Origin of the sequence: Rahnella sp. PD12R (assembly GCF_019200965.1) — a bacterium.
Classification (GTDB): Bacteria; Pseudomonadota; Gammaproteobacteria; order Enterobacterales; family Enterobacteriaceae; genus Rahnella; species Rahnella laticis.
The window spans coordinates 216,277-237,889 of record NZ_JAHTMS010000001.1; the positions used below are offsets into that span (position 1 = coordinate 216,277).

The window sequence follows — 21,613 nt, forward strand, 5'->3', positions numbered from 1 at the left end:
CGCGCGGCGGAGAATATGTTTCAGCTCGCCTTCTTAACTGGTGGATAAGTTTATCGGGCAATCTTTTTAAGTGTTATCGCCTTCGTGTGCTTTAAATAACCTCAAACTTATTGAGGATAAAAGCAAAATTAAGAAATAATTTCCGCCACTCCTTAAGTTTGCCCGTTGAACGCCGATAGATGATGCGAGAGGAATCTCAACATAATAAAGAAATCGATGCCCGGAGAGGTGTTCAAACATGTCCGGGGGCAAACGCCTGCTGGCTACCTGTCTTGATTCTCCGCATCCCCGTCAATCCTCAGACCAGAAACAGTCCTGTTTCGAGAGAGGCATATCGTGCAGTTTTTAAAAAATATTACCATCAGGGCCGCATTATTAACGATTCTGGGCATTTTTTGCGTCATGTGGGCGAGTGTGTCTATTTACACCGTCACCTCCCTGAATACGCTCACGCAGAACACCCAAAACAGTACCGAACTGGTCAACAATATGGCGCTGATCAATAAAGGAAATGATCAGTACTTCCGTACCGTCACACGCTTAAGTCGTGCCGTGGGGCAGCTTCAGGCGGATCCGTCAAAAGGGCCGGAAATTTTTGATACGGCAAAACAGTCACTCGATGGTCTGTCACAGGCGCTGGCGAGTTTCAAAACGGCTCCGCATCCGGGATTAGATGAAGCGTCAGTTCAGGAACTGGTCTCAAGTTGGGAAAGTCTGGTCACGCAAGGCGTTACGCCGTTATATTCAGCGGCCGTTGGCAAAAATTTCGATGCCTATAATCAGCTGGCGAACGATACCGTTCCAGCGCTGAGCCGCAATTTTGGTGCCTCAATGACAAAAGTCAGCGGGCAGATTGCGGTCGATTTCGAGGCGGCGCAGACCAAATCAAACCATCTGACTTATTACAGCAAAGTTATTCTGCTGACGGCTTTTTCTCTCGGCCTGCTTATTTTGCTGCTGACCGACCGTTATCTCGTGATGGCGCTGGTGAAACCGCTGGATAAAATCCGCGATCACTTCGCCGTAATTGCCAGCGGCGACCTGACGCATTACCTGGAAGAGTTCGGCAAAAACTGCGCGGGTAAACTGATTCCGCTGCTTAACGTTATGCAGTCCAGCCTGGAAAATACTGTTCAGACCATCCGCAACTGTACCAACCACATCTATCAGGGCGCGTCCGAAATCTCAGCCGGGAATAACGATCTGTCTTCCCGTACTGAAGAACAGGCATCCGCACTGGAAGAAACGGCAGCCAGTATGGAAGAGCTGACGGCAACGGTAAAACACAATGCAGACAACGCGCATCACGCCAGCCAGCTGGTGATGGAAGCGTCTTCTACCGCGCAGAAGGGCGGTAACATTGTGGCTGACGTCGTGAGCACCATGAAAGATATCTCCGGCAGCTCGAAGAAAATTGCGGAAATCACCTCTGTTATCAATAGCATTGCCTTCCAGACTAACATTCTGGCGCTGAATGCCGCGGTAGAAGCCGCGCGTGCAGGCGAACAGGGGCGTGGGTTTGCGGTGGTCGCCAGTGAAGTCCGGAATCTGGCACAGCGCAGTGCGCAGGCGGCGAAAGAAATTGAATCGCTGATCAGCGAATCCGTTTCCCGCGTCGACAGCGGTTCAAAACTAGTGGAAAACGCCGGTCAGACTATGAACGAAGTGGTGCGTTCAATCACGCATGTTACGGATATCATGGCGGAAATCGCTTCGGCGTCTGATGAGCAAAGCAAAGGCATCAGCCAGGTTGCGGTTGCGGTCACACAAATGGACAGCGTAACGCAGCAGAACGCCGCACTGGTGGAACAGGCTTCACACGCGGCGGTTTCGCTGGAAGAGCAGGCTTCATTGCTGAACAACGCCGTCGCAACGTTCAAACTCAAAGACAGCATCACGAATGTCGGAAAACGACCTGCCAGCGTGGTTCCTCAGCCGTTGTTACGGCCTGCAACCGGTGTAATGACATCGAAAAGCAGTGAAAACTGGGAAACGTTCTGAGGTAAGGGTTAAGGCGTAAAAGGAAAGAAAACAGGCGGATAACCGGAAGGTTATCCGCTTTTTTATCAGCCTTCCTGACCGTTAAGATGCGACAGCAACATCTCTTCAATCAGTTCGCTACGACTGATATTGCGTTCTTCTGCCAGCTTATTGAGGGTATCAACAGCATCGGCGTTCATTTTCAGCTCTACGCGACGCAGACCGCTCGCTTTATCGCGGCGTAACTGGTTGCGCTTGTTGATCCTGAGCTGTTCATCACGGGAAAGCGGATTAGTTTTTGGACGCCCCGGACGGCGGTCATCTGCGAACAGATCAATCGTCGTGCGATCCAGTTGTTCTTTTGCCATAGGTAGCGGTACAACCAGGGAAGTTTTTACATCGGAAAACGGCAAGCCGATTCCTGACGAGCGTTTCACACATTTCGGGCTAAGAAACCCTGACCCAATTTACCCCCCGTAACTCGACCTGAGTAAAACGGGGCGGCAAAATTATAGCGCGCAATCATACACTGGCGCGCCTGGGGTTCACAACGCCTGATTGCCCTGATTTCACGTTAACTTTCGAAGTTGTGCAGACTTTTTGCACAATTTATCCCCAGGATGTTAAACCGAAGGCGAATCGATGAAACGATGCACAGCGCGCAGGACGGCGTCGGGTTTTTCTGCGTGCACCCAATGACCGGCTCCGGCGACCACATAGGCTTTTGCCTGTGGGAACTGACGGCCAATATCTTCGCGATACGCATCCTGCACATAAGGCGAATCCCCGCCACGGATGAACAGCGCCGGACGATCCCACGCCGGAACCTCTTCCCAGCCGACAATTTTGGCATACTCGCTCAGCAGAACCGGCACATTGAAGCACCATTCTCCCTGCCGGAAGGACTTCAGCAGAAACTGAATCACGCCGTCTTCCTTTATATACTGATGCATGCATTCGGTGGCGGAAGAGCGATCGCGCAATCCGGCTCCGGTGACGGCATTAATCGCAGCAAAAATCTCATCGTGACGGCGCACGTGATAATCCACCGGCGCAATATCGATGGCGATGAGCTTTTCAATTCTGTCGGGGATCAGCGCCGTCAGTGCCATAGCCGCTTTTCCGCCCATGGAATGGCCGATTACGATGAATTTTTGGAAACCGACTTCATCTAACGTTTCCATTAAATCCTGCGCCATCGCGGCGTAAGACATCTCAGGCGAACGCCCGGATTGCCCGTGATTACGCAAATCAACCTGCAACACTCTATGCTGTTGTTTCAGGTCGCGGGCGAGAATCCCCAGATTATCAAGGGTTCCGAACAGTCCGTGGATCAGGAGAACCGGCAGCGCATCGCTGCCAGCGACTTCAGGTTCTTGCAGGCGATAATGTAATTTCATGGCGAAGTTCATACAGATAAACAATCTCATTAGGTTATCATGAGTAGCGGATGATTTTTTTAAAACAGAAAGTTTCTGCCAGATGCCTGAGCGGGATTTGACAACGTGGAACAGAAGGCGAACGCGGCGAAAACGGGAAGTAATCTGCTTTTTGCTTAGCGACGCAATTCACCTGTTCGTAAACGCGTAGAAATTTGTATAATCCTTTTGAATGAATTTAGTAGAAAAAACAGTACTGGATAAAGATGAAAACTATTGAGGTTGACGAAGAACTCTACCGCTACATTGCCAGCCACACGCAAGCAATCGGTGAAAGTGCGTCTGATATTTTGCGCCGTATGTTGAAATTTACTGCCGGCCAGACCGCTCCTGCCGCGCCAGTAACGTCCGCCGTTATTGCCGGGACCGTCGCACAGGAAAAACCTGCTGCCACCGCCGCGCCGACGTCGCGTGATAAAGTCCGCGCCGTTCGCGAACTGTTACTGTCTGACGAATATGCAGAGCAGACCAAAGCGGTTAACCGCTTTATGCTGATCCTGTCGACCTTGTATTGCCTGAACCCAAAAGAATTTGCCGCTGCGACCGATTCACTTCATGGCCGCACGCGTACCTATTTTGCCGGTGACCAGCAAACCCTGCTGCAAAACGGCATTCATACCAAGCCTAAACACGTTCCCGGAACGCCGTATTGGGTTATTACGAACACCAACACAGGTCGCAAACGCAGCATGATCGAACACATCATGCAGCTCATGCAGTTCCCGGCGGAACTGACTGACAAAGTGTGCGGCACCCTCTAATTTCAGCGTAAGGGAGAAACGCCAGTGGCTAATCACCCCCGTGCAGGGCAACCTGCTCAGCAAAGCGATTTGATCAATGTGGCGCAGTTAACGTCACAGTATTACGTTCTGCAACCGGACCCGCAAAACCCGGCCCATGCAGTGAAATTCGGTACGTCCGGTCACCGCGGCAGTTCGTTGCGTCACAGCTTTAATGAAGCGCATATCCTGGCGATTGCGCAGGCGATTGCTGAAGTGCGTAAAGAGCAGGGCACTACCGGCCCGTGCTACGTGGGGAAAGATACCCACGCGCTGTCCGAACCGGCGTTTATCTCTGTGCTGGAAGTGCTGACGGCCAACGGCGTTGACGTCATTGTGCAGGAAGATAACGGTTTCACCCCGACTCCGGCGGTGTCTCACGCGATTCTGACGCACAATCTCAAAGGCGGCGCACTGGCCGATGGCATCGTCATCACGCCTTCGCACAACCCACCGGAAGATGGCGGGATTAAATACAACCCGACCAACGGCGGCCCGGCAGATACTAATCTGACGTCGGTGATTGAGAAACGCGCAAACGCATTGCTGGCGGCGAAGCTCGCAGGCGTCAAGCGTCAGTCTCTGGATCTGGCGTGGAAGAGTGGTCATCTGGTGGCGCAGGATCTGGTTCAGCCGTTTATTGAAGGGCTGACCGACATCGTAGATATGGCCGCGATTCAGAAAGCAGGTCTGAAACTGGGTGTGGATCCTCTCGGCGGTTCCGGTATCGAATACTGGAGGCGTATCGCAGAGCATTACAAACTGGATCTGACGCTGGTTAACGATGAAGTTGATCAGACTTTCCGCTTCATGCATCTCGACCACGACGGTGTGATCCGCATGGACTGCTCGTCTGAATCCGCGATGGCCGGCTTGCTGGCGCTGCGTGATAAATTCGATCTGGCCTTTGCAAACGACCCGGATTATGACCGCCACGGTATCGTGACGCCTGCCGGTCTGATGAACCCGAACCATTATCTGGCGGTGGCGATTCAGTACCTGTTCCAGCATCGTCCGCAGTGGGGCAGAGACGTCGCCGTCGGCAAAACGCTGGTTTCCAGCGCGATGATCGACCGCGTTGTTGAAGACTTAGGCCGTAAACTGGTCGAAGTCCCGGTGGGTTTCAAATGGTTCGTGGATGGCCTGTTTGACGGCAGCTTCGGTTTTGGTGGCGAAGAAAGTGCAGGGGCTTCTTTCCTGCGTTTCAACGGCACGCCGTGGTCTACCGACAAAGACGGGATCATCATGTGCCTGCTGGCGGCAGAAATTACGGCCGTGACCGGTAAAAACCCGCAGGAACATTACAACGAACTGGCTGCCCGTTTCGGCGCGCCAAGTTACAACCGTATTCAGGCGCCTGCGACTCACGCGCAGAAAGCCGCGTTGTCCAAACTTTCTCCTGAACAGGTGAAAGCAGACACACTGGCCGGTGACCCGATCACCGCCCGTCTGACAAACGCGCCGGGTAACGGCGCGTCTATCGGCGGTCTGAAAGTGATGACCAAAAACGGCTGGTTCGCCGCACGTCCGTCCGGTACTGAAGAAGCGTACAAAATCTATTGTGAAAGCTTCCTCGGCGCAGAACACCGCGAACAAATTGAAAAAGAAGCCGTGGAAATCGTCAGCAAAGTTCTCGCTGACGCCAAATAACACCGTTTCTTAACTGCACCGAAAGCGCTGATTATTCAGCGCTTTTTTTTTGCTCTAAATTTCGATGTAAAAAAGATATATCTAAATGCGCATTCAGACTTGCCAGATTCTGAAATTCGATCTAGTTTAGATATATCGAAATAATTCGATATATCTAAATAGGACATCAACTATGTTTAGCAAAATGTTTGAAGGCCGCCATCGCGGTCACGGAAGCAGAGAAGAAGGGCGTCGCGGTCATTGCCGCCATGAGTCATCTTTTGACGGTCAGAGCGGCGATCACAGCGAACGTCATGCGCTGCGCCGGGACGGGCGTCATCGTGGTGAAGAACACGGCGAAGGGCGTCGTGGTGAAAGAGGTGAAGGTCGCGGGCGCGGTGAAGGCCGCCGCGGAGATCGTGGTGTGCATCGTCTGTTTGAGCACGGTGATTTACGCCGCGTGCTGCTGGCGCTGGTTGCTAAAAAACCGAGTCATGGTTATGAGCTGATCAAAGCGATTGAAGAAGCGTCTTCCGGCCTGTACGTGCCAAGCCCGGGCGTGATTTACCCGACGCTGACGCTGCTCGAAGAACAGGATTTCCTGGAAGCCATCGCCACCGGTAATGGCCGCAAAAGCTATCAGATTACCGAAGCCGGAAAAACGGAACTGGCGCAACATCAGGCCGCTGTCGATGTGATTTTCGCCCGTCTGGCCGGGGCTTCCCGTCCGCGCGGTAATAATCTGGCAGAAGGTATTCATGAAACCATGCAGCGTCTGAAACACGCCCTGCGCGGAAACATGATGCGCGCCGATATTACGCCGGAGCAGGTCGTGCGTGTGAATGCGATTTTGCAGCAGGCCGCCGGTGATATTGAAGCCGCTTTTGCGGATGAAAAGCCCGACACCGACGCACCGGATGCCTCTAAGGCATAAAGCGATAACCCACGCCGGTTTCCGTCAGCAGATGACGCGGACGGGTGGCATCGGCCTCCAGTTTCTGGCGTAAATGCCCCATGTAGATGCGCAGATAGTGGCTGTGTTCGACGTAATTCGGGCCCCAGACGTGGCTCAGTAACTGACGCTGAGTAATGACTTTGCCGCTGTTTGCCAGCAGTTCGGCCAGCAGGCGAAACTCAATCGGCGTCAGATGGCAATCTTTGCCTTCACGCTGTACGCGGCGGTTGATCAAATCTACCGTAACGTCAGCAAAAGTAATCAGCGGGCTTTCCTGTGAATTGCCCGCATGACGACGCAGCGCCACGCGCACGCGCGCCAGCAGTTCACCGACGCCAAATGGCTTGGTGAGAAAATCATCGGCACCGGCATCCAGCGCCGCAATCTTATCTTCCTCGCGGGTGCGGGCCGATAGCACAATAATCGGGATGGCACTCCAGTGGCGCAAATCCCGGATGTACGTCAGGCCGTCACCGTCAGGCAAACCGAGATCCAGAATAATCAGATCCGGTTTGCGGGTGCCGGCTTCAATCAAACCGCGCTGCAACGTTTCACTTTCAAATACCCGCAATCCTTCCGCCTCAAGCGCTGTGCGCACAAAGCGGCGGATTTCTTTCTCGTCTTCCACAATTAAAATATTTACCGGGGATGCGCTCACGTTGCCTCGTCGATGTCAGTGTCCATATCCGTTTCCATGTCAGGCAGTGCTTCCAGCGGAAGCCTGAAGCGGAAACGCGCGCCGCCGTCCGGGGCATTTTCAGCCCAAATCCGTCCGTCGTGTACTTCAATAATGGCACGACAAATCGCTAATCCCAAACCCACACCCGGAATTGCCGATTCTTTATTCCCGCGGGCGAATTTCTCGAAAATCGCATGCTCCGCGCCTTCCGGAATTCCCGGCCCGTTATCCCAGACTTCGATCTCCAGCCAGTCGCCGAGCGGCAACGCTTTGATGCCGATGGTGGCACCGACACCGGCATATTTATGGGCATTTTCCAGCAGATTGATCAGCACACGTTCAATCAGGCTTGCATCGCAATTGACCAGCACCATTTCGGCAGGCAAATCGATTTTTATCGTATCGTTCGCCAGCACCGGTTCCAGCATACGCAGGGCGCTGCCGGTGATTTCCTCCACCGACTGCCACTCTTTGCGCAGATTAAAACCGCCGGACTGAATGCGCGCCATATCCAGCAAATTATTCACCAGCCGCGTGGTGCTCAGCACCTGCTGGCGGATCTGGCTGGCCTGTGGTGCATGTTTCGAGCCTTCGGAGGCCAGATCCAGCGTCAGGATTTCCGCCTGTCCGAACAGCACGGTGAGCGGGGTGCGTAAATCGTGGGAAAGCGCGGAAAGCAGCGAGTTGCGCAGTTGCTCACGCTCCGTTTCCAGACGCGATGACTCCGCGCTGGTCGCCAGATGAAGACGCTCAAGGGCGTTGGCGATCAGCACCGTAAACGTCTGTAACAGCCGCTGCTGTTCCGGCACCAGAAGCTGACGGATATTCGGCGGCTCAACCGCCAGCAAACCGCGCGATTCGCCCGAGGCCACCAGCGGCAGAAGCTGATACGGCACGCCGGGCAGCGTATCGGTCCCGGCCCCGGCGGGCATTTTTTTATCGAAACTCCAGCGGGCAATGGCGTCATCCACCACAATCGAGGTGATTTCACCGGCCGGTTGCACCAGTTCACCGTGTTCATCAGGCAGCAAAATGGCTGTTTTGGCGTTCAGGCTGGAGGAAATGAAGTGACGGCTGGTTTGCGCTATCGCTTCCGGCGTCAGCGACTGGCTCAGCCCTTTGGACATTTCATAAAGATGCTGCGCGCGCTTTTCACGGTGACGGGCGATGCGTGCCTGATAACGCACACCGGCGGTCAGATTCCCGATCAGAATTCCGACGATCAGCATGACGCCGAACGTCACCAGATATTGCGCGTCAGTGACGGCCAGCGATCCGCGCGGTTGCACGAAAAACAGATCAAAGCTGACGACGTTGATCACCGCCGCCAGCACCGACGGCCAGCGGCCATAAAACAGCGCCACGATCACCACGCCGAGCAGATACACCATCACCAGGTTGGCCTGATCGAACGCGGGCACCAGCCACTGTGAAAGCACCGTAATGATGGCGCACAGCGCGACGGCCAGCGCACATCCGCGGATCTGGCGGCTGAAGCGGTCAACGAATGTCCGGGGATCCTGCTCTTTTCGCGACGCATTATGCGGGGTGTCTTCCAGACCGACGACAATCAGATCGAGATCGGGCCCGATCTCCGCCAGCTTATCGGCAAAGCTCGGGCCGAATTTCCAGCGTTTCTCGCGGCGGCGGCCGGTCATCACTTTGCCCAGACGGTGCTCGCGGGCGTAGCGCAGAATCGCCTTTTCTTCCTGCGGATCGGCCAGCGTGGCGGTTTCTGCGCCGAGCTCCTGCGCCAGTTTCAGCGCATGCAAAATGGCGCGGCGCTGGCTTTCCGGCAAACGGTGCAGGCGCGGGGTTTCGACATAAACCGCATGCCACACGCAGCCAAGACGCGCCGCCAGACGTGACGCGACGCGAACTAGTTTCTCGTTGCCGCCGTCGTGACCGATGCACAACAGCAACGCATCGCGGGTATGCCAGACGCGGCTGACGCCCTGATCGTCGCGGTATTCGCGCATCTGGTCATCGACGCGGTCGGCGGTGCGGCGCAGAGAAAGTTCGCGCAGGGCGATCAGATTCCCTTTACGGAAGAAGTGTTCGATGGCACGTTCGGCCTGGCCGGGGATATAAACTTTGCCTTCTTTCAGGCGCTGACGCAGGGAGTCGGGCGGTAAATCCACCAGCACCACTTCGCTGGCATCATCAAATAAACGGTCGGGCACCGTTTCTCGAATAATAATGCCGGTCACGCCGCTGACCACGTCGTTCAGGCTTTCGAGATGCTGAACGTTCACCGTAGTAAACACGTCGATACCGGCATCGAGAAGTTCTTCGACGTCCTGCCAGCGTTTGGGGTGGCGGGAACCGGCAGCATTACTGTGCGCCAGTTCGTCCATCAGGATCAGGGCAGGGCGGCGGGCCAGTGCGGCGTCGAGGTCAAATTCGTAAACCTGACGGCCGCGGTGGTGAATGCGTTTCGGCGGGAGCTGTGACAGGCCGGGCAGCAGCATTTGTGTTTCCTGCCGCCCGTGGGTTTCCACCACACCCACCAGCACGTCGAGGCCGGTGGCGCGCAGACGCTGTGCTTCCTGCAACATAGCGTAGGTTTTCCCGACGCCCGCACAGGCGCCGAAAAAGACTTTCAGTTGCCCGCGCGGCTTCTCATTGGCGAGTGCCAGTAAGCTGTCGGGATCCGGCCTGTTCTCTTCCTTCATACTATCCTTATTATTCAGCTTTCAGCTCATCCAGCGCCCGGTTGAGGCCGAGCACGTTAACGACATCCGGCCCCAGAAAACCAATCAGCGGTGATGAGGTATTATCATCAATTAATTTATTCACTTGCGCCAGTGCCAGCCCGCGCGCGGTGGCAATCCGCTGCGCCTGCCATTGCGCGGCTTCCACGGAAATCTGCGGATCCAGCCCGCTGCCGCTGGCGGTCACCAGATCCACCGGCACGGCCGCCGGGCTTTGCGGATTGGCTTTACGCAGCGCCGCCACGCGATCTTTCACCGCCTGATCCAGCGCCGGATTACTGGCGGCCAGATTGCTGCCGCCGGACGCCATCGCGTTATACGGTGAATCCGATGTCACAGACGGACGCCCCCAGAAGTAATCATTTCGGGTGAAATTCTGGCCGATAAGCGCGGAACCCACGAGTTTATTGCTGCCGTCTTTGAGCAGCGAGCCCATCGCCTGCGGGCGGAATACCAGCTCAGAAACGCCGGTGGTCAGCAGCGGATAGACCACACCGGTGGCCAGCGTCAGCAGAACGGTCATCACCAGAGCAGGGCGGACATAAGCAGTACGGGTTACAGACATCATAGTTTCCTCAGACAGTTAACGTAAACTTCAGCTCAGGTGTAAAACAGTCAAAATCATATCAATCAGCTTGATGCCGACGAACGGTACCAGCAGCCCGCCCACGCCATAAATCCACAGGTTACGGCGCAACAGCGACGCGGCGCTCATGGCTTTATAGCTCACGCCTTTCAGCGCCAGCGGGATCAGAAACACAATCACCAGGGCGTTGAAAATAACCGCAGACATAATGGCCGATGACGGAGACGTCAGGTGCATCACGTTCAGCGCGTTCAGTTGCGGGTAGGTCGCCGCAAAGGCTGCCGGGATAATTGCAAAGTATTTTGCGACGTCGTTGGCGATACTGAACGTAGTCAGCGAACCGCGCGTCATCAGCATTTGTTTACCGATGTGCACCACTTCAATCAACTTGGTCGGGTTGGAATCCAGATCCACCATGTTCCCGGCTTCTTTTGCGGCTTGTGTGCCGGAGTTCATGGCTACTGCCACGTCAGCCTGCGCCAGCGCCGGGGCGTCGTTGGTACCGTCGCCGGTCATGGCAACTAAGCGACCTTCCGACTGATACTGGCGGATCAGCGCCAGTTTGGCTTCCGGCGTGGCTTCGGCCAGAAAATCATCCACGCCCGCTTCGGCGGCAATCGCGGCGGCGGTCAGGCGGTTATCCCCGGTGATCATCACCGTTTTGATGCCCATCTTGCGCAGCTCGGCGAAACGTTCTTTGATGCCGCCTTTGACGATATCTTTGAGTTCGACCACGCCCAGCACTTTCGCGCCTTCTGCGACGACCAGCGGCGTACCGCCTTTGCGTGCCACTGTTTCTACCAGCCCGTCGACCGCTTTCGGGAACGTACCGCCGTTGGATTCCACATGACGGCGGATGGCGTCAACCGCGCCTTTACGGATATTCCGGTCGCCGACGTTCACGCCGCTCATGCGGGTTTGCGCGGAGAACGGCACAAAAGTGGCGTTCAGAGAATGAATATCGCGTTCGCGCAGATTAAAGCGTTGTTTCGCCAGCACCACGATACTACGGCCTTCCGGCGTTTCATCGGCCAGCGACGATAACTGCGCGGCATCGGCCAGTTCCTGTTCCGTCACCTGTGGCGCAGGCAGGAACTGCGAGGCCTGGCGGTTACCCAGCGTAATGGTTCCGGTTTTATCCAGTAGCAGCACATCCACGTCACCGGCGGCTTCCACCGCACGACCACTGGTGGCAATGACGTTGGCTTCCAGCATGCGGCTCATCCCCGCAACGCCGATGGCGGAAAGCAAACCGCCGATGGTGGTCGGGATCAGACAAACCAGCAGCGCGACCAGAACGGTGACGGTCACCGGAATGCCCGCGTGGCTGGCGTCCACGCTAAACAGCGAGAACGGATACAGCGTGGCGGTTGCCAGCACGAAGACCAGCGTCAGTGCGACCAGCAAAATGGTCAGCGCCACTTCGTTTGGCGTCTTGCGACGTTTCGCGCCTTCGACCATGGCAATCATACGATCCAGGAACGTATCGCCGGGGTTGGCCGAACACTCGACCACCAGCCAGTCGGACAGCACGCGTGTCCCGCCGGTGACGGAAGAAAAGTCACCGCCGGATTCGCGGATCACCGGTGCGGATTCCCCGGTGATGGCGCTTTCATCCACGGACGCGCCGCCGATCAGCACTTCGCCGTCACACGGCACGGTGTCTCCGGCTTCGATCAGGACATAATCGCCTTTACGCAGCGTATCGGCCGCGACTTTGATCACCGGTGATTCCGGGCGCGGTTCGTAAATCTTCTTCGCCCAGCTGGTTTTCTGCACGCCTTTCAGGCTCTGCGCCTGCGCTTTACTTCGGCCTTCCGCCAGCGCTTCGGCGAAGTTGGCAAACAGCACGGTGAACCACAGCCACAGCGACACGCTACCGGTGAAAGCGGCGCTGCCGTCGGTGTGGTGTGACAGAATCGCCAGCCAGATAAGCGTGGTGAGAATACTGCCCAGATACACCACGAACATCACCGGGTTGCGCCACTGAACGCGCGGATCCAGTTTTTTCACCGAATCCAGCAGGGCGGTGCGGATCAGTTGAGGTTCAAATAATGCACGTTGTTTACGGCTCATTTTATTAATCTCTATATTCATTAATTCAACGAATTACGCAGCATTACTGTGCTGACCAAACCTGCAAATGTTCCGCGACCGGACCCAGCGCCAGCGCCGGAATAAAGGTCAGCGCGCCGACTAACAGCACGGTGCCGACCAGCAGGCCGATAAACAGCGGGCCGGACGTTGGCAGTGTGCCGTTACCGGCTTTCTGACGTTTTTTCGCCACCAGCGAACCGGCGATAGCCAGTACCGGCAGGATCACGCCAAAGCGTCCGAAGAACATACATACCGCCAGCAACAGGTTGTAGAACGGCGTGTTGACGCTCAGCCCGGCAAATGCGCTGCCGTTGTTATTCGCGGCAGATGACACGGCGTAAAGCACTTCGCTGAAACCGTGCGCGCCGGGGTTTGCGATCCCCGCGCGACCGGCGTCGGTGACCAGTGCCAGCGCGGTGCCGAGCAGCACCAGTGTCGGTGTCACGAGGATTGCCAGCGCGGTCATCTTCATGTCGTAAACGTCGATTTTCTTGCCGAGATATTCCGGCGTACGGCCAATCATCAGCCCGGCGATAAATACTGTCAGCAGCACGAACAGCAGCATGCCGTACAGCCCGGAGCCCACGCCGCCAAACACCACTTCACCGATCTGCATCAGCCACATCGGCACCATGCCGCCGAGTGCGGTGAAAGAATCGTGCATGGCGTTAACCGCGCCACAGGAGGCCGCCGTCGTGACTACCGCATACATTGCCGAGGCCAGAATGCCGAAGCGGCTTTCTTTCCCTTCCATATTGATATTGCTGGTGGCACCCAGCGCAGTGAAGTGCGGGTTGCCTTGCAGTTCGGCGTACATCACCACCACGACTGACACCACGAAAATCACCGACATCGCCCAGACCAGCGCGTTGCCCTGACGGTTGTCACCGACCACGCGACCAAAAGCAAAACACAGCGCGCAAGGGATGATGAAAATCGCCAGCATCTGCGCCATGTTGGTCAGCGCCGTCGGGTTCTCAAACGGATGCGCGGAGTTCGCACCGAAGAAACCACCGCCGTTGGTCCCCAGCATTTTGATGGCTTCCTGAGAGGCCACCGGCCCCATCGGCAGCGTTTGCTGCAAGCCTTCCAGCGTGGTGATGTGCTGATACGCTTCAAAGTTTTGAATCACGCCTTGACTGACGAAGAACAGCGCCAGCAGGAATGACACCGGCAGCAGCAGATAGATTGTGATGCGCCATAAATCCGTCCAGGCGTTACCGATGGTTTGCGCGGAAGGGCGTGCAAAAGCGCGGATCAGCGCAAAGGCAACGGCGATACCCGTGGCGGCAGAAAGGAAGTTTTGTACCGTTAAACCGGCCATCTGACTGAGATAGCTCAGCGAGTTTTCGCCGCTGTATGCCTGCCAGTTAGTGTTGGTCACGAAGCTGACGGAGGTGTTAAACGCCAGATCCCAGGACATCCCGCCGAAATGCTGCGGGTTCATCGGTAAAACGCCCTGCGCCATCAGCATGGCGGTCAGGACAATAATCCCCAGAATGTTGAATACCATGATCGCCAGCGCGTACTGCCACCAGTTCATCTCAGCCTCGCGGCTACCGGAAGTGCGTAATACGCCGTATTCGATGCGCTGTAAAAATGCGCCGGGCTGTCCTTCAATCAGTTGAGCAATAAAGTTACCCAGTGGTTTTGCCAGCAGCAAAAGCACCAGCATAAAACTGGCAATCATTAAGAATCCGGTTGCGGCCATTTAAAAATCCTCCGCATTCAGCAGGGCATAAACCAGATAGCCGAGCAGCAGGAGAACCAGCAATGCGCCGCAGATTACGCCAACAGTCACAATCCACCTCCACAGGTGTGTTTTTATGTTGGGAGGAGAATATGAAAAGGCGGGAAAAGATCCTGAAAAGAAAGGGCATTGCGGTGTAAAAAAAGTATAAAAATGCGCAAATAAAAAACCAATTTGAAACTTAACAAGCGTTTTTATTTAACCGTTCTGTAACACAATTACAGCGATAGCCAGAAATTGGCGAAAATTTACACTTTAAAGTGGTCAGATGAGTAGTAAAGTTTCACCAGTTGCAGTAAAATTATTCACAACTTCCAGTTTCCGAAAAATTTGCACAGGAGCAACGCTATGTCTGATAAGTCCGATATGACTGACTACACGCCGTACACAATGACCCGCATTCTGGCCCGCCGCGCTTTTGTGCTGGCAGCCGGAGTTCTGGCCCTGCCGGTCATGCTTTTCCGTTCAGACCGCGCCCGTTTTTACAGCTATTTACACCGTGTGTGGATGAAAACCAGCGACAAACCGGTCTGGCTGAGCCACGCAGAAATGGCGACACAAGACTTTTACTGATTTGTGAACTGAATCGATTCTTACAGTCGTGCCCGATTAAACCCCGTTTCCCAAACGGGGTTTTTTATTGTCCTTTTCAGAAAACCTGTACAACATTATTTTTATGTATAACTTATGCTAAGGTTATACATGAGGGTGATGATCTGCTGACACTCCCATTTCTTCCTTCAACGCCGGGAGCTGACAATGACGAAAACAATTCCTATTGGCATCAGCGCATGCCTGCTGGGTGACAAAGTCCGTTTCGATGGCGGCCATAAACGTTTTGCGTTTGCGGTAGAACAACTCGCGCCTTACGTTCGCTTCGAACCGGTTTGCCCGGAAATGGCGGTTGGCCTGCCGACGCCGCGTCCGGCACTGCGGCTGGTCAGAAAGGACGATGGCATTGCGATGCGTTTCAGTAATGATGAAACCATTGATATCACTGACAAAATGCAAAATTACGCCGAAATGCGAGCCGCGCCTATGACGCACCTGTGCGGCTATATCGTTTGCGCGAAACCCCCAAGCTGCGGCATGGAGCGCGTGCGGGTTTACAGCGCCAACGGTAAGGATGCGAAGAAAAGCGGCACCGGGATTTTTACCGCGGAGCTGATGAAACAGCATCCGTGGCTGCCGGTGGAAGAAGACGGCAGGCTCAATGATCCTGTCTTGCGCGAGAATTTTGTTGAACGCGTTTTCACGTTGTTTGAGCTGAATCAGCTTCGCGAAAGCGGCCTGACACGCGGCAAACTGATGGCGTTTCACAGCCGCTACAAACTTTCCCTGCTGGCCCATTCACAGCCGGAATACCGTGAGCTCGGGCGTTTTGTCGCCGCGATGGCGGAATGGGATTCCCTCGATGAATACTTTCTTGAATACCGCCAGCGCCTGATGAATCTGTTGCAGCACAAAGCCACGCGTCGCAATCACACCAATGTGCTGATGCACGTTCAGGGCTATTTCCGTAAACAGCTGAATTCGTCACAGCGTCAGGAACTGGCGGGGCTGATCGACCGTTACCGTCAGGGCGTGCAGCCGCTGCTCGCGCCCATCACGTTACTGAAACATTACATGTCGGAATATCCCGACGCCTACCTTTCGGGCCAGCGTTATTTTGAGCCCTATCCTGAAGCCTTATGCTTACGATACGGACATTAGAAGGACAGTTATGACCACGCATTTAGTCTGGTTCCGCAACGATCTGCGCATTACCGATAACCGTGCTTTACACGCCGCCTGTGAGGATCCGCAGGCGCGCGTGATCGCGATATTTATTGCCACGCCGGAGCAGTGGAAACAGCACGAGATGGCGCCGCGTCAGGCGACGTTTATCTACCAGCACCTTCAGGCATTACAGCATTCCCTGGCAGAGCGGGGTATTCCGCTGCATTACCATCAGTGTGATGATTTTGCTGACAGCGTGAGCTGGCTGAAAGATTTTTGCGCCAGTGAAAAGGTTGATGCGCTTTTCTACAACAAACAGTATGAAATCAACGAGCGTGAGCGGGATCTGGCGCTGGAAAAAGCGGTCAGCGATACCGTAATGTGCCACGCTTTTGATGACAGCCTGCTGTTGCCACCGGGGTCTGTTACCACCGGTAACGACGAAATGTACAAAGTTTACACGCCGTTCCGACGGGCTTTTTTGGCGCGGCTGACGGAGTCGGACAGCCGTTCCCTGCCTGCGCCGCAGACGCGTGAAAACGCCGAAAAACCGGTGATGCACAAACTGATGCCGTTTGATTATCCGCTGGCGGCCATCGGGGATGATTTTGCCATCGGCGAAGAAGCCGCCCGCAATCAGCTGCGCAGTTTTTGCCGCGAGCAGGTGCAGGATTACCTCGAACAGCGCGACTTACCGGCCATCGACGGCACCAGCTCGTTGTCGCCGTATCTGGCAATTGGCGTGCTTTCGCCGCGTCAGTGCCTGAACCGTCTGCGCACGGAGTGCCCCGACGTGCTGGAAAAAACCGACGGCGGCGCGTTCGGGTGGCTCAACGAACTGGTGTGGCGCGAGTTTTACCGCCATCTGATCGTCGCCTGGCCGAAGCTTTGCAAACATCAGCCTTTTGTGGATTGGACTGACGGCGTGCGCTGGCGCGATGCGCCGGACGATTTACAGGCGTGGAAAACCGGCAAAACCGGCTATCCGATTGTGGATGCGGCGATGCGTCAGCTAAATTCCACCGGCTGGATGCACAACCGCCTGCGGATGATTGTCGCCAGTTTTCTGGTGAAAGATTTACTGATCAACTGGCGCGAAGGCGAGCGCTATTTCATGTCGCAACTGCTCGACGGCGACCTTGCCGCCAACAACGGCGGCTGGCAGTGGGGCGCTTCCACCGGTACCGACGCCGCACCGTATTTCCGCATTTTCAACCCGACCACGCAGGGCGAACGGTTTGATAAAGCCGGGCGCTTTATCAAAGCCTGGCTGCCTGAGCTGGCGGATGTGCCGGAACGAGACATTCATCAACCGCATCGTTGGGCTGAAAAACAACATCGCGTGCTAGACTACCCGCTGCCGGTTATCGATCACGCCCGTGCCCGCAAGGACACGCTGGCGGCGTTTGAGGCGGCGAAAAAGCGCAGTCAGCCTGAGGGCTGACCTTATCGAGGCTCACCACGACAAGGAGCGATGTGATGAAAAAATACCTGCTGGTGCTGATGATTGGCTGCTGGATTAACCCGGCCGCCGCGGGCTTTGATGTCATCGCCCTTGGGGTGAACGGCGGCGTCGAAGAAGGCAATCTGACGTCGTATCTGGTGCGCAGCGATGACCAGAAACTGTATCTCGGGCTGGATGCCGGGTCGGTTTTACCGGGGATCCGCAAGGCGCTGGAGAAGGGGAATTTCCCTGAGGTGACGGCAGAAAACGCCGCCCCGCTGACGCCGCTGGGCGCTGTTTTCCGTAATCTGATTGGCGGTTATTTTATCAGTCATGGTCATCTCGACCATCTGGCCGGGCTGATTATCAGCTCGCCGGAAGACACGAAAAAGCCGATTTACGGCACCGCCGACACCATCGGCACATTGCGTCAGCACTACTTCAATGGCCGCGTCTGGCCGAATTTCACGGATTCCGGCAGCGGCCTGCGCATCGGCACGTATCGCCTGAATCTGCAACGCCCGGATCAGCGCTTTTCACTGGGGCTGACCGGCCTTGATGGCCGCATCTTCCCGCTCAGCCACGGCGGCACGCCGTCGAGCATGATTCTGGTCAGCCGCAATAAAGAATCTTTTGCTTTCTTCGGTGATACCGGCCCGGATGAAGTGGAGAAATCGAAAAACCTCGACGCCACCTGGCGCGTGCTCGGCGAAGAGATCAAAGCGAAACGCCTGAAAGGGATGATCATCGAAACGTCTTATCCGGACGGCGTGCCCGACAGCAAACTTTTCGGACATCTGACGCCCGACTGGTTGCTCAAAGAACTTGGCTACCTGCAACAATACGCCGGTGGCGAAGGCTCGCTGAACGGGCTGACGGTGATTATCAGCCACGTCAAACCCAGCCTGAAAGCCGGTGCCGATCCCGAAAAAGAGATTATGGCGCAGCTTGAGAAAGGCAATAATCTGGGCGTGAAGTTTGTCCGGATGCAGCAGGGTGACAAACTCGGCCTTTAATTATTTTCCTTCATGACAATGAGCCTGATTTTGATTAAAAATCAGGCTCCTGTTCAGCCCGAAATTAATTGAGATTAGTCCGAAGCAATTGTGGAGAAATAAAATTCCCGCAAACGGCGTGTGGACATTAATTATGGACGAAGTGTTAAGGAACCGTCAGGGTGAATGACAAATCCTGACGGCACGTAAAAATTCCCCGCCGTATTATTTCCTGAGTTTATTTCTCCTACAGAAATGCAAAGCACAGGGAAGAACCGTGAAAAAACAAAACGCAGTTGCCGTCTCATCTTTATTATTAGTGAGCTTATTATCTGGCTGTCAGTCTAATGCCGATCAATATGCGGCTGACGTATTTACCCCCACACAATTAAATTCCCCGCAGGAAACACACACGATAAATATCCTTTCTGTCCTGCCGGCAAAAGTGGCGGTCAGTAATGCGGAGAATCACAACACGGCGGTGATGGTCGGAACGGTGATTGGCGCCATCGCCGGTGCTGTCGCAGGTTACGCGCTGGGTCACGGCGGTGATCTGGCGACAGCCGGCGGGGCCATTGGCGGTGGTACGATTGGTGCGGTTAGCGGTTCAACGGTGAAAACCCAAAATATCGTGGAAGGCGTCAGCCTCAGCTATAAAGACGACACCAAAATTTTCACCTCTGTACAGGTCGGGCGTCCGTGCCAGTTTACTACCGGTCTGGCTGTTATATTTATTACGCAGAAGAATGAAACCCGTATTCAGCCGAACGCAACCTGCCCGGTAAATAAATAAGGGATGAAGATGAAAAATAAAATAGCGCTGTTATTTATTTGTACAATTATTACTCCGGCTGCGGTTTATTCCGCCGATTTACAGCAGCAATTATCCAGTGTGGCGCAGGCTGAAAATCAGGGGCGAGTCGAACAACAGGCGCGCTGGGATGAATATGACGCCCGCGCCGAAGCCTGGTATCAATACCGTGAGGTAGAACGGAATAAGCGTATTGCGGCAGCGAATGCCCGTGCAAGGGCGAAGGAAGCGGAGCGCCTCAAAGATAAACACCGCGACCAGAATTATGAAGACCAGCTGCGGCAACTGAAGATTGATAAACAGAAGCTGGAAGTCGAGCAACTGGCCGCGCGAACGGCGCATGAAAATGAATTTATCGCGCAGGATCTCAAACAGCAGGCCGCACAGACCGACGTAACGCAGTCGCAGGCCGACGCCAACCGCAATCTCTCGCAGGGAAAACAGGCGCAGATGATCAGCGAAGGTAAAGCGCAGGAGATCAAAGCCGGGAAGTGGTTCAATTAATGCAGAGGTTTGCAGGAAACGCCGCCCTTCAGCGCGCAGGCAGAAGGGCGGCGCAATGTGTTAATCCACCAGCGGGCTCAGCGCCTGCAATAGCGGATCTAAATGGGTATTCATTTTCTGATAAACGTCGGCATTCAGGGCGTTATAAAGCTGATGGTTCTTCCCGTCGGGCGTGAAATGTTCGCCCATCCGCACCATCTTTTCGGTCGCTTTTTCGTAGCTGTCAAAAACACCCGCGGCCATTCCGGCATTGACCGCGCACCCGACGGCGGCCGAGCCTTTCATCAGATTACGTCGGGTCGGCACCCCAAACACGTCGGCGAAGATTTGCATGAATAAATCACTGTTTGCGCCGCCGCCGGAAATAATCAGGCCTTTGAACGGTACGCCCAGTTCGTCTGCCATCTTATCCATATGATTTTTCATGGTAAACGCGATGCCTTCGAGCATCGAGCGGTACATATGCGCGCGGGTATGGCGTCCGTCAAACCCGATCATCGCGCCTTTACGGAACTCGGCTTCTGACGGCGGTGCCCAGTCGTGAACCGTCAGCAACCCTTCGCAGCCTGCCGGAATTTTCGTCGCTTCACGGTTGAGTAATTCTTCGATGCTCAGGTTTTTCTCCTGCGCATCGGCCAGCGCGGCGGCACCAAACTGGTCGCGGAACCAGCTGATGGTCCACATTCCGCGGCGCACGCCCATACATTCATACAAATAACGCCCCGGAATTGACGCCTGGAACGGCCAGAAGTTTTGCGCATTTTTGACGTTTTCGTGGCCGAGAACCATCGCGCCAATATAGGTTCCCAACGAAATCAGTGCGATACCCGGCTCCAGCGTGCCAGCGCCCAGCGCCTCGACGGCTTTGTCGTGCGCGGTAGCAATCACCGGGATCCCGGCGGGCAGGCCAATCTGACGCGCGGCTTTTTCACTCAGATAGCCGAGCATCTCACCGGGTTTTACAACATCGAAAACCTGACTGCGGCTCAGGTTGCAGCTTTCCCATTGTGTCGGATCGGTGCTCCAGTCGAGCGTGTCATTGTCCATTGGCCACCAGCCGATGTAATTGGCGCAGGTATCTTTGAATTCGCCGGTCAGGCGGTGAGTGATGTAGCCGGACGTCGTCGTGACATATTTCACCTCGCCGTAGCACTCAAGTGGCTGATAAGGTTTATTCAGGCGCTTATCCATCCAGTTGATCACCGGCCACGCCAGCTCGCCGTTGCCTTTGAGCAGCACGCGGCAGCAGCGGATGACGCACACGCCCATCGCCAGAATCTGGCTCGCGTCGCCGCCCTGCGCGTGGAAGTTGTCCATGACTTTGCCGAAAGCGACTTTCAGGGAATCCCACAGGTCATCGTCCGGGTGTTCAGCCAGCAGCGGCGCGGGGATATCCAGTTTTCGCAACGCCTGTTTGCCTTCGCAGATGACGTTGCCTTCCGTATCGAAAATCACCACTTTTGCACTTTGTGTACCGACATCCACGCCCATCAGATATTTTTTGTTCATTGAAAAGCTGTCCATGTTTAACG

The 21,613-nt window shown here is 55.2% G+C and carries 19 protein-coding genes; 10 read left to right on the forward strand and 9 right to left on the reverse strand.

The window, feature by feature from the left end; translation table 11 throughout:
• Positions 1-336 precede the first annotated feature (336 nt).
• Complete coding sequence (locus tag KWG64_RS01025; RefSeq protein ID WP_218520671.1) at positions 337-2,001, forward strand: methyl-accepting chemotaxis protein; 1,665 nt, start codon at positions 337-339, stop codon at positions 1,999-2,001.
• A 65-nt stretch (positions 2,002-2,066) separates the two neighbouring features.
• Here the strand turns inward: KWG64_RS01025 and ybfE are convergent, their stop codons facing one another.
• Complete coding sequence (gene ybfE / locus KWG64_RS01030) at positions 2,067-2,348, reverse strand: LexA regulated protein (protein ID WP_104924773.1); 282 nt, start codon at positions 2,346-2,348, stop codon at positions 2,067-2,069.
• A gap of 255 nt (positions 2,349-2,603) precedes the next feature.
• Positions 2,604-3,392 (reverse strand): esterase, encoded by a 789-nt coding sequence (ybfF, locus tag KWG64_RS01035; RefSeq protein WP_195823982.1) that lies wholly within the window; start codon positions 3,390-3,392, stop codon positions 2,604-2,606.
• Between the two features lie 233 nt (positions 3,393-3,625).
• Here ybfF and seqA point away from each other — a divergent pair, with 233 nt between their 5' ends.
• From seqA to KWG64_RS01050, 3 genes are all read left to right on the forward strand, one after another.
• Positions 3,626-4,180, forward strand: a complete 555-nt coding sequence (gene seqA, locus KWG64_RS01040; RefSeq protein ID WP_218520672.1) for a replication initiation negative regulator SeqA — start codon at positions 3,626-3,628, stop codon at positions 4,178-4,180.
• A gap of 24 nt (positions 4,181-4,204) precedes the next feature.
• Complete coding sequence (gene pgm / locus KWG64_RS01045; RefSeq protein ID WP_218520673.1) at positions 4,205-5,848, forward strand: phosphoglucomutase (alpha-D-glucose-1,6-bisphosphate-dependent); 1,644 nt, start codon at positions 4,205-4,207, stop codon at positions 5,846-5,848.
• A 172-nt stretch (positions 5,849-6,020) separates the two neighbouring features.
• Positions 6,021-6,761 carry a PadR family transcriptional regulator gene (locus KWG64_RS01050; protein ID WP_218520674.1) on the forward strand — a complete coding sequence of 247 codons (741 nt, stop codon included), beginning with the start codon at positions 6,021-6,023 and terminating at the stop codon, positions 6,759-6,761.
• Here KWG64_RS01050 and kdpE read toward each other — a convergent pair.
• From kdpE to KWG64_RS01080, 6 genes are read right to left on the reverse strand one after another with little or no spacing between them, the layout of a single operon-like run.
• Positions 6,751-7,440 (reverse strand): two-component system response regulator KdpE, encoded by a 690-nt coding sequence (gene kdpE / locus KWG64_RS01055; protein WP_195814195.1) that lies wholly within the window; start codon positions 7,438-7,440, stop codon positions 6,751-6,753. The genes KWG64_RS01050 and kdpE overlap by 11 nt on opposite strands.
• Positions 7,437-10,136, reverse strand: coding sequence for a two-component system sensor histidine kinase KdpD (kdpD, locus tag KWG64_RS01060; protein WP_218520675.1), 2,700 nt, complete (start codon positions 10,134-10,136; stop codon positions 7,437-7,439). Before kdpD ends, kdpE begins: the two co-directional genes overlap by 4 nt.
• A 10-nt stretch (positions 10,137-10,146) precedes the next feature.
• On the reverse strand, positions 10,147-10,740 hold the full coding sequence (gene kdpC / locus KWG64_RS01065) for a potassium-transporting ATPase subunit KdpC (protein WP_218520979.1): 594 nt from the start codon (positions 10,738-10,740) through the stop codon (positions 10,147-10,149).
• A gap of 30 nt (positions 10,741-10,770) precedes the next feature.
• Positions 10,771-12,837, reverse strand: coding sequence for a potassium-transporting ATPase subunit KdpB (gene kdpB, locus KWG64_RS01070; RefSeq protein ID WP_218520676.1), 2,067 nt, complete (start codon positions 12,835-12,837; stop codon positions 10,771-10,773).
• 43 nt (positions 12,838-12,880) lie between these two features.
• Complete coding sequence (gene kdpA / locus KWG64_RS01075; RefSeq protein ID WP_218520677.1) at positions 12,881-14,569, reverse strand: potassium-transporting ATPase subunit KdpA; 1,689 nt, start codon at positions 14,567-14,569, stop codon at positions 12,881-12,883.
• Entirely contained in the window at positions 14,570-14,659 is a 90-nt protein-coding gene (locus tag KWG64_RS01080; RefSeq protein ID WP_101075733.1) for a K(+)-transporting ATPase subunit F, read from the reverse strand.
• 315 nt (positions 14,660-14,974) lie between these two features.
• Here KWG64_RS01080 and KWG64_RS01085 point away from each other — a divergent pair, with 315 nt between their 5' ends.
• The 6 genes from KWG64_RS01085 to KWG64_RS01110 all read left to right on the forward strand — a co-directional run bounded on the left by KWG64_RS01085 (position 14,975) and on the right by KWG64_RS01110 (position 20,081).
• On the forward strand, positions 14,975-15,181 hold the full coding sequence (locus KWG64_RS01085; RefSeq protein ID WP_104924772.1) for a YbfA family protein: 207 nt from the start codon (positions 14,975-14,977) through the stop codon (positions 15,179-15,181).
• A gap of 186 nt (positions 15,182-15,367) precedes the next feature.
• Positions 15,368-16,321, forward strand: coding sequence for a DUF523 and DUF1722 domain-containing protein (locus KWG64_RS01090; protein WP_218520678.1), 954 nt, complete (start codon positions 15,368-15,370; stop codon positions 16,319-16,321).
• Between the two features lie 10 nt (positions 16,322-16,331).
• Entirely contained in the window at positions 16,332-17,771 is a 1,440-nt protein-coding gene (gene phrB / locus KWG64_RS01095; RefSeq protein ID WP_218520679.1) for a deoxyribodipyrimidine photo-lyase, read from the forward strand.
• Positions 17,772-17,806: 35 nt separating this feature from the next.
• The gene (locus tag KWG64_RS01100) at positions 17,807-18,787 is read left to right on the forward strand and encodes an MBL fold metallo-hydrolase (protein ID WP_218520680.1); all 981 of its coding nucleotides are present in this window, start codon (positions 17,807-17,809) and stop codon (positions 18,785-18,787) included.
• A gap of 256 nt (positions 18,788-19,043) precedes the next feature.
• Positions 19,044-19,559: a hypothetical protein gene (locus KWG64_RS01105; protein ID WP_195814188.1), complete on the forward strand. Its 516-nt coding sequence runs from the start codon at positions 19,044-19,046 to the stop codon at positions 19,557-19,559.
• 9 nt (positions 19,560-19,568) lie between these two features.
• A complete protein-coding gene (locus KWG64_RS01110) occupies positions 19,569-20,081 on the forward strand; it encodes a DUF5384 family protein (RefSeq protein ID WP_218520681.1) in 513 nt (170 codons plus the stop codon).
• Positions 20,082-20,141: 60 nt separating this feature from the next.
• Here the strand turns inward: KWG64_RS01110 and KWG64_RS01115 are convergent, their stop codons facing one another.
• The gene (locus KWG64_RS01115; RefSeq protein ID WP_255562062.1) at positions 20,142-21,605 is read right to left on the reverse strand and encodes an FGGY-family carbohydrate kinase; all 1,464 of its coding nucleotides are present in this window, start codon (positions 21,603-21,605) and stop codon (positions 20,142-20,144) included.
• Positions 21,606-21,613: the final 8 nt, after the last annotated feature.